The 5835-nt window shown below is 63.7% G+C and carries 5 protein-coding genes; 4 read left to right on the forward strand and 1 reads right to left on the reverse strand.

Translation table 11 applies throughout. From position 1 onward, the window contains the following. Both Q0H50_RS07950 and Q0H50_RS07955 read left to right on the forward strand, forming a co-directional pair. A partial coding sequence (locus Q0H50_RS07950; RefSeq protein WP_294421178.1) for an adenine glycosylase occupies positions 1–693 on the forward strand: 693 nt, incomplete at its 5' end. A gap of 94 nt (positions 694–787) precedes the next feature. Further along, entirely contained in the window at positions 788–1390 is a 603-nt protein-coding gene (locus Q0H50_RS07955) for a manganese efflux pump MntP family protein (protein WP_294421179.1), read from the forward strand. A 179-nt stretch (positions 1391–1569) separates the two neighbouring features. On the opposite strand, the gene pheA is transcribed toward Q0H50_RS07955, so the two are convergent. After that, the gene (gene pheA / locus Q0H50_RS07960) at positions 1570–2424 is read right to left on the reverse strand and encodes a prephenate dehydratase (protein WP_294421181.1); all 855 of its coding nucleotides are present in this window, start codon (positions 2422–2424) and stop codon (positions 1570–1572) included. A gap of 350 nt (positions 2425–2774) precedes the next feature. On the opposite strand from pheA, the gene Q0H50_RS07965 reads away from it, so the two are divergent. Beyond that, complete coding sequence (locus Q0H50_RS07965; protein ID WP_294421183.1) at positions 2775–4055, forward strand: hydrogenase small subunit; 1281 nt, start codon at positions 2775–2777, stop codon at positions 4053–4055. A gap of 3 nt (positions 4056–4058) precedes the next feature. Then, entirely contained in the window at positions 4059–5705 is a 1647-nt protein-coding gene (locus Q0H50_RS07970) for a nickel-dependent hydrogenase large subunit (protein WP_294421185.1), read from the forward strand. Positions 5706–5835 lie beyond the last annotated feature (130 nt).

The raw sequence follows: 5835 nt of genomic DNA on the forward strand, positions 1-5835 counted from the left end.
CTCGGGCGCTGGGAGCGTTGGATGGGCATGTTCCCGTCCCCCGATGCGCTGGCTTCCGCCGCACCGGCCGATGTGCTGGCGGAATGGCAGGGGCTCGGTTACAACCGGCGCGCCTTGGCGCTTAAGCGCGCGGCAGAGGAATGCTCGCAGCGTTTTGCGGGTCGGTTGCCTGAAACGGCGGAGCAGCTCCGAGAGCTGCCGGGCATCGGGCCGGCCACGGCGGCCGGCGTCACCGCCTTCGCCCGCAACCTTCCCGCCATCTACATCGAGACGAATGTGCGCACCGTGTTCATCCACACGCTGTTCCCCGATTGCGAAGCGGTGTCCGACAAGCAGCTTGAGCCTTTGGTGGCGGCGTGCTGTCCCGGGGCCGGCCAGGTTCGGCAATGGTATTACGCGTTGCTGGATGTGGGGGCGGATTTGAAGTCGCAGGTGGGAAACGCTTCGCGGCGAAGCGCGCATTACGCGCGCCAGTCGGCGTTCGAGGGGTCGCGCCGGCAGAAGCGCGCGTGCCTGGTTCGCATCGTGCTGGCCTGCCCGGGCATAGCCGTCGAGCAGGCGGCGTCGCGCTTGGACGCCGAGGAGCGTGCGGCTGGGCGGGAGGCGGTCGATCCGCAGCTGTTCGCCGGCATCTGTGCCGACTTGGAACGGGAAGGCTTCTTCCGCCAGGAAGACGGGCGTCTGTTCCCATAAAGAATAGCGGCTCGCAAATTCCGGACACATAATCCTACGTCCCCAAAGCGTCCATGACGGTTCGGGGACGTAGCGCTAAGTGTCCGACGGGGGTATGGTTCAAGACGAGAGGATCATCGTGGGGTTCGTTGAGTTGTTCTTGATCGGCGTGGGGCTTTCCATGGACGCCTTCGCCGTTTCCATTTGCAAGGGTTTGGGCATGAGCCGCCTCAACATGAGGCAGGCGGTCGTCATCTCGTTATTCTTCGGCGGATTCCAGGCGCTCATGCCCCTAATCGGCTGGGCGTTGGGCAGCCAGCTTGCCGAGCTGATCACGCCCATCGATCACTGGATCGCGTTCGCTTTGCTGGCGTTCGTGGGCGGCAAGATGCTGTGGGACGCGTTCCACGAGGATGATGAGCAGGGCGAGGAAGCACAAGATGCCAAGCTTGACATCAAGGAGCTGCTCATGCTGGCCATCGCAACCAGCATCGATGCGCTTGCCGTGGGCATTACCTTCGCATTTCTGCAGGTAGCAATCGTGCCGAGCGTGACCATCATCGGCGTGACCACCTTCGTGCTCAGCTTCATCGGCGTCGCCGTGGGCCATTTCTTCGGCGCGCGCTTCGAGAAGCCCGCGACCATCGCGGGCGGCGTGGTGCTCATCCTCATCGGCGTGAAGATTCTGCTCGAGCATCTCGGGGTCATAGCCTTCTAAACGGCGAAAGCGGCCGCTCGTTGGAGCGGCCGCTTTCGTTTCGCTGCATATATATAAGCGTACGCAATCGCTTGACCATCGTTCGGGTAGGGGCGCCTCAAGTTCGCCGCCCGCGTTGCGATAGGCGAATGCGCCAGATGCAACCCCGCCTTCCCTCGTTCGCTCAGCGGGGCAGCGCCCTATTCCACCGGGTAGCTGCCGAGCACCTTCACCTCGCGCAGCTTCAGGCGCAGGCAGTTCAGGGCGGTTTGCACCTCAAGGTCTTGCGTGGAGCCTTCGATGTCCACGAAGAACATGTAGTCGCCGAGCGCCTGCTTGGTCGGGCGGCTTTGGATTTTGACCAGGTTGATGCCGGCGTAGGCGAACTCGGACAAGATCATGAGCAGCGCGCCGGGGCGGTCTGCCTGCAAGAACAGCGCCAGCGACGTTTTGAACTTGCTGCCCGTCAACACCGGGACATGGCCCTGGCGGCCGATCAGCGCGAACGACGTCTGGTTGCCGAAGTGGTCCTCGATGCCCGTTTCGGCCACGCGCGCCCCGTAGAGCTGAGCGGCGAAGGTGTTGCCGATGCCGGCGATGGACTTGTCGGATGCCGCGCGTCGCGCGCTATCGGCGGTGGATGCCACGGTAACGGTGGGGATGCCGTGCAGGTTCTCGTTGAGGTAGCGGCGGCACTGCGCCAGGCCCTGCGGGTGGCTGGCCACCGTCTTCACGTCGGCCATGGTTGCCTCGGGATGCATGATCAGGCAGTGGTGGATGTCAAGGACGTGCTCGCCCAAGATGGTGGCGCTCGAGCGGAACGCGAAGTTGTCGAGCGTGGCCGTCACAGGCCCCTCGAGCGCGTTTTCCGTGGCCACCACGCCGTATTCGCATTTCCCGCGGTCCACGCAGTCGAACACCTCGGACAGCGAGGGGCACTCGATAAGCTGCGGGTCGTCTATGCCCAAACGTTTGGCGAATGCGCGCGCCGCCTCGTCGTGATAGGTTCCGGCGGGGCCCAGGTAAGCGAACGCGGATGGGGGTTCAGCGGTCATGCGAAGCTCCTTCATGCAGATTTATTCATTTATCTTGCGAAGATATGATAACGGTTCTGTATAAAAATGCGCGAGTGATAACATAACGAACAGGAGTGGAGACGACTGGGGATGGAAGTCTGCGATTTCATCCCCAATCGGCGAAGGCGCGCGTGCGCGTTTCACGACGGAAGGCCCGGGTTCTGCAAGCCCCGCGCCTTCCGTCGCGTTGCGTGCGGCGCCATCCAGGCCGCAAGCTCGAGCCGGTACGGACCGGCCCTCGAGCCGCGCGCCCATCGCGTATCTTCGCTCCATATGCAAAAGGGCCTGGAAACAGGCCAGACGAGATACACCTGTAAGGAGGTGTGCGTATGGAAGGAGAGGCCGCAATGTCCGCGTTCGCGAACATGCTCGAGGCCAGGGGGGTTACCCGCCGCGACTTCATGAAGTTGTGCGGCACGGTCGCCGCTGCAGCCGGGCTGTCCCAGTTGACGGTCCCGCAGGTCGCCCAGGCCCTCGAGACGTCCGTCATCGGCGCTACGAAGGGTAACCTTTACCCGGTCATCTGGGTCGAAGGCGCATCCTGCACCGGTTGCACCGAGTCGTTCGCCCAGGCTCAGACGCCCAACGCCGCAGAGGTGGTGTTGGATATGATCTCACTGAACTACTCCGAGACGCTGTCCGCTGCAGCGGGCTATTCCATGGAGGAGGCCAAGGAGCAGACCATCGAGGCCGGCGACTACATCCTCATCTACGAAGGCGCCATCCAGGAGAAGTGGGGCGGCAACGCCCTGCGCGTGGCCGGCAAGCCCGGCACCGAGCACCTGATCGAGGCCGCCAAGAACGCCAACGCCGTGGTTGCGCTGGGTTCCTGCGCCGTCAACGGCGGTTGGATGGGCGCCAAGCCCAACGTCACCGACGCCATGGGCGTGCAGCAGTACCTCAAGAAGGCCGGCATCAACGTGCCCGTCGTCAACGTCCCCGGCTGCCCGGCCAATCCCGAGTGGCTCACGAGCGTGCTCGTCGACGTCGTGCTCATGAAGCTCAAGCCCGCCGATCTGGACCTCAACTCCGAGGGCAAGCCGGCCGGCATCTTCAACCAGACCATTCATGACAACTGCGAGCGTCGCGGCCACTTCGAGAACGGCGAGTTCGTCTACGAATTCGGTTCCGAAGAGGAGAAGAAGGGCTACTGCCTGTATCCGCTGGGCTGCCGCGGTCCTCAGACCAAGTCCAACTGCGGCGTGGTCATGTGGAACGATCGTCGCAGCTGGTGCGTCCAGGCCGGCGCCCCGTGCATCGGCTGCTGCGAGGCCAACCCCAACGACCCGGGCCAGAACTGGGTCGAGGTCAACACCCCGTTCATCAAGCGTCACCGCAGCCTGCACATCGGCGATTGGGACGTGCAGCCCACCACCATCGCCGTGGGCGTGACCGGCCTTTTGGCCGCCGCCCTCGTGGTGCACGGCTTCGGCATGAAGGCCACCGGCCGTATGGACGGCGGCGCGGACTTCGAGAAGAAGCGCGCTTGGGATGCCAAGCACCCCGAGAAGTCCGTGGGCACCTACGAGGTGTCCGAGGCCGAGCGCCAGAAGCTGTACAAGGAAGACACCGGTCACGACGACCCCAATGCAACCAAGGAAGGGAGGTAAGCCATGACGCGTTCCGTAATCGATCCCGTAACCCGTATCGAGGGCCATCTGCGCGTTGAGATGGAAGTCGAGAACGGCAAGGTATCCGACGCCTGGGTATCCGGTGGCTGCTTCCGCGGCATCGAGCTGGTCGTTGAGAACCGCACGCCCGAGGACGCTGCCCAGATCGTGCAGCGCATCTGCGGCGTTTGCCCCGTGTCTCACGCCCATGCCAGCTCCATCGCGGCTGAGAAGGCTTATGGCATCACCATCTCCAACAACGCCCGTATCATCCGCAACATCCTCGAAGGCGCCCAGTTCCTGCACAGTCACATCCTGTGGTTCTACAACCTGGCCGGCCTTGACTACGTCAACCCGCTGAACGCGCTGAAGGCCGACCCGGCCGACGCCATGGACCTGGCTCGTGCAGCCGGCACTTCCATGAACAGCGATTTCGTCGCCCTGAAGGAGCACCTGTCCCAGTTCGCCGAGAACGGTCAGCTGTCCATCTTCAGCGGCAACTGGTTCGACGCCGAGGACGGCACCGGCTTCAAGCTGCCGCCCGAGCTCGACCTCATCTGCACGGCCCACTACCTGGAGGCCCTGGGCATGCAGGCCAAGGCTTCTCAGATCAGCGCCCTGCTGGGCGGCAAGATGCCGCACGTCATGACCCTGCGTCCGGGCGGCACGGCCTTCGTGCCCACCGACCAGAAGCTCGACGACCTGAAGCTGCTGGTCGACGAGCTGTACAACTGGGTCGAGGCGACCATGATCCCCGACGTGCTGGCGATCGCCCCTTACTACGCCGATGCATTCGAGTACGGCAAGGGTCCGGGCCGCTACATCGCCTGGGGCGTCTTCGAGCGCGACGACTTCAAGATGGCCAATCGCTATCTGCCCTCCGGCGTGCTCGACGAGAACCTCAACCTCTCCGAGCCCGACGAGAAGGCCATCGCCGAGTGGGTCGGCCGTTCCTGGTACAAGGGCTCCGAGACCTATCAGGCTCCGAACTTCACCACCGAGCCGGAGTACACCGATTACAACGTGGACGACCGCTACACGTGGGTGAAGTGCCCGTCTTACAACGGCAATTCCATGGAGGCCACCAGCCTGTCCCGTATCCTGGCCGCTTACAAGCGCAACGTGCCCTTCGTCAAGGAGCACGTCGACGCGTTCCTCAAGGCGCTCGGCCATGAGGGCGACCTGTCCGTGGCCCAGTCCACGCTCGGCCGTACCGCCATTCGCCAGATCGAGACGCTCTACATCGCCACGCTCATGAAGGAGTGGGTCGACGAGCTGATCGAGGCCGTGAAGTCCGGCGATTCCGAGTACTTCCGCGCCCCCGAAACCACCACGGGCGACGGCTCCGGCTTCTGGGAGGCCCCGCGTGGCGCTCTCTACCACAGCGAGTCCGTCAAGGACGGCAAGATCCAGGGTTACCAGATCATCATCCCGTCCACGTGGAACCTGGCTCCGAAGAACGAGAAGGGCCAGCATGGTCCGCTCGAGGAGGCTCTGATCGGCGTGCCGGTGGGCGACATCGAGAAGCCCATCAACGCGCTGCGCACGGTGCACTCCTTCGACCCCTGCACGGCCTGCTCGGTCCATATCTCCGAGCCTGCTACGGGCAAGCGTTTCGAAACCGTCACGAGCCCTTGGGGGGTGAAGTAACATGGCGCATTTGGCACATTACCGCGAGGCGCATCCGTTGCCGTTCGTGATCACGCACTGGATCAACCTCGTCGCCATGGTTCTGCTGATTTTCACCGGCTTCTACATCCATTACCCCTTCTTCTGGGGT

Source organism: uncultured Senegalimassilia sp., assembly GCF_934632265.1.
Lineage (GTDB): Bacteria > Actinomycetota > Coriobacteriia > Coriobacteriales > Eggerthellaceae > Senegalimassilia.

Bases quoted from the DNA above. Each gene is read 5' to 3' on its own strand.
- Q0H50_RS07955 (WP_294421179.1), top strand. From the start codon at position 788: ATGGTTCAAGACGAGAGGATCATCGTGGGGTTCGTTGAGTTGTTCTTG.
- pheA (WP_294421181.1), bottom strand. From the start codon at position 2,424: ATGACCGCTGAACCCCCATCCGCGTTCGCTTACCTGGGCCCCGCCGGA.
- Q0H50_RS07965 (WP_294421183.1), top strand. From the start codon at position 2,775: ATGGAAGGAGAGGCCGCAATGTCCGCGTTCGCGAACATGCTCGAGGCC.
- Q0H50_RS07970 (WP_294421185.1), top strand. From the start codon at position 4,059: ATGACGCGTTCCGTAATCGATCCCGTAACCCGTATCGAGGGCCATCTG.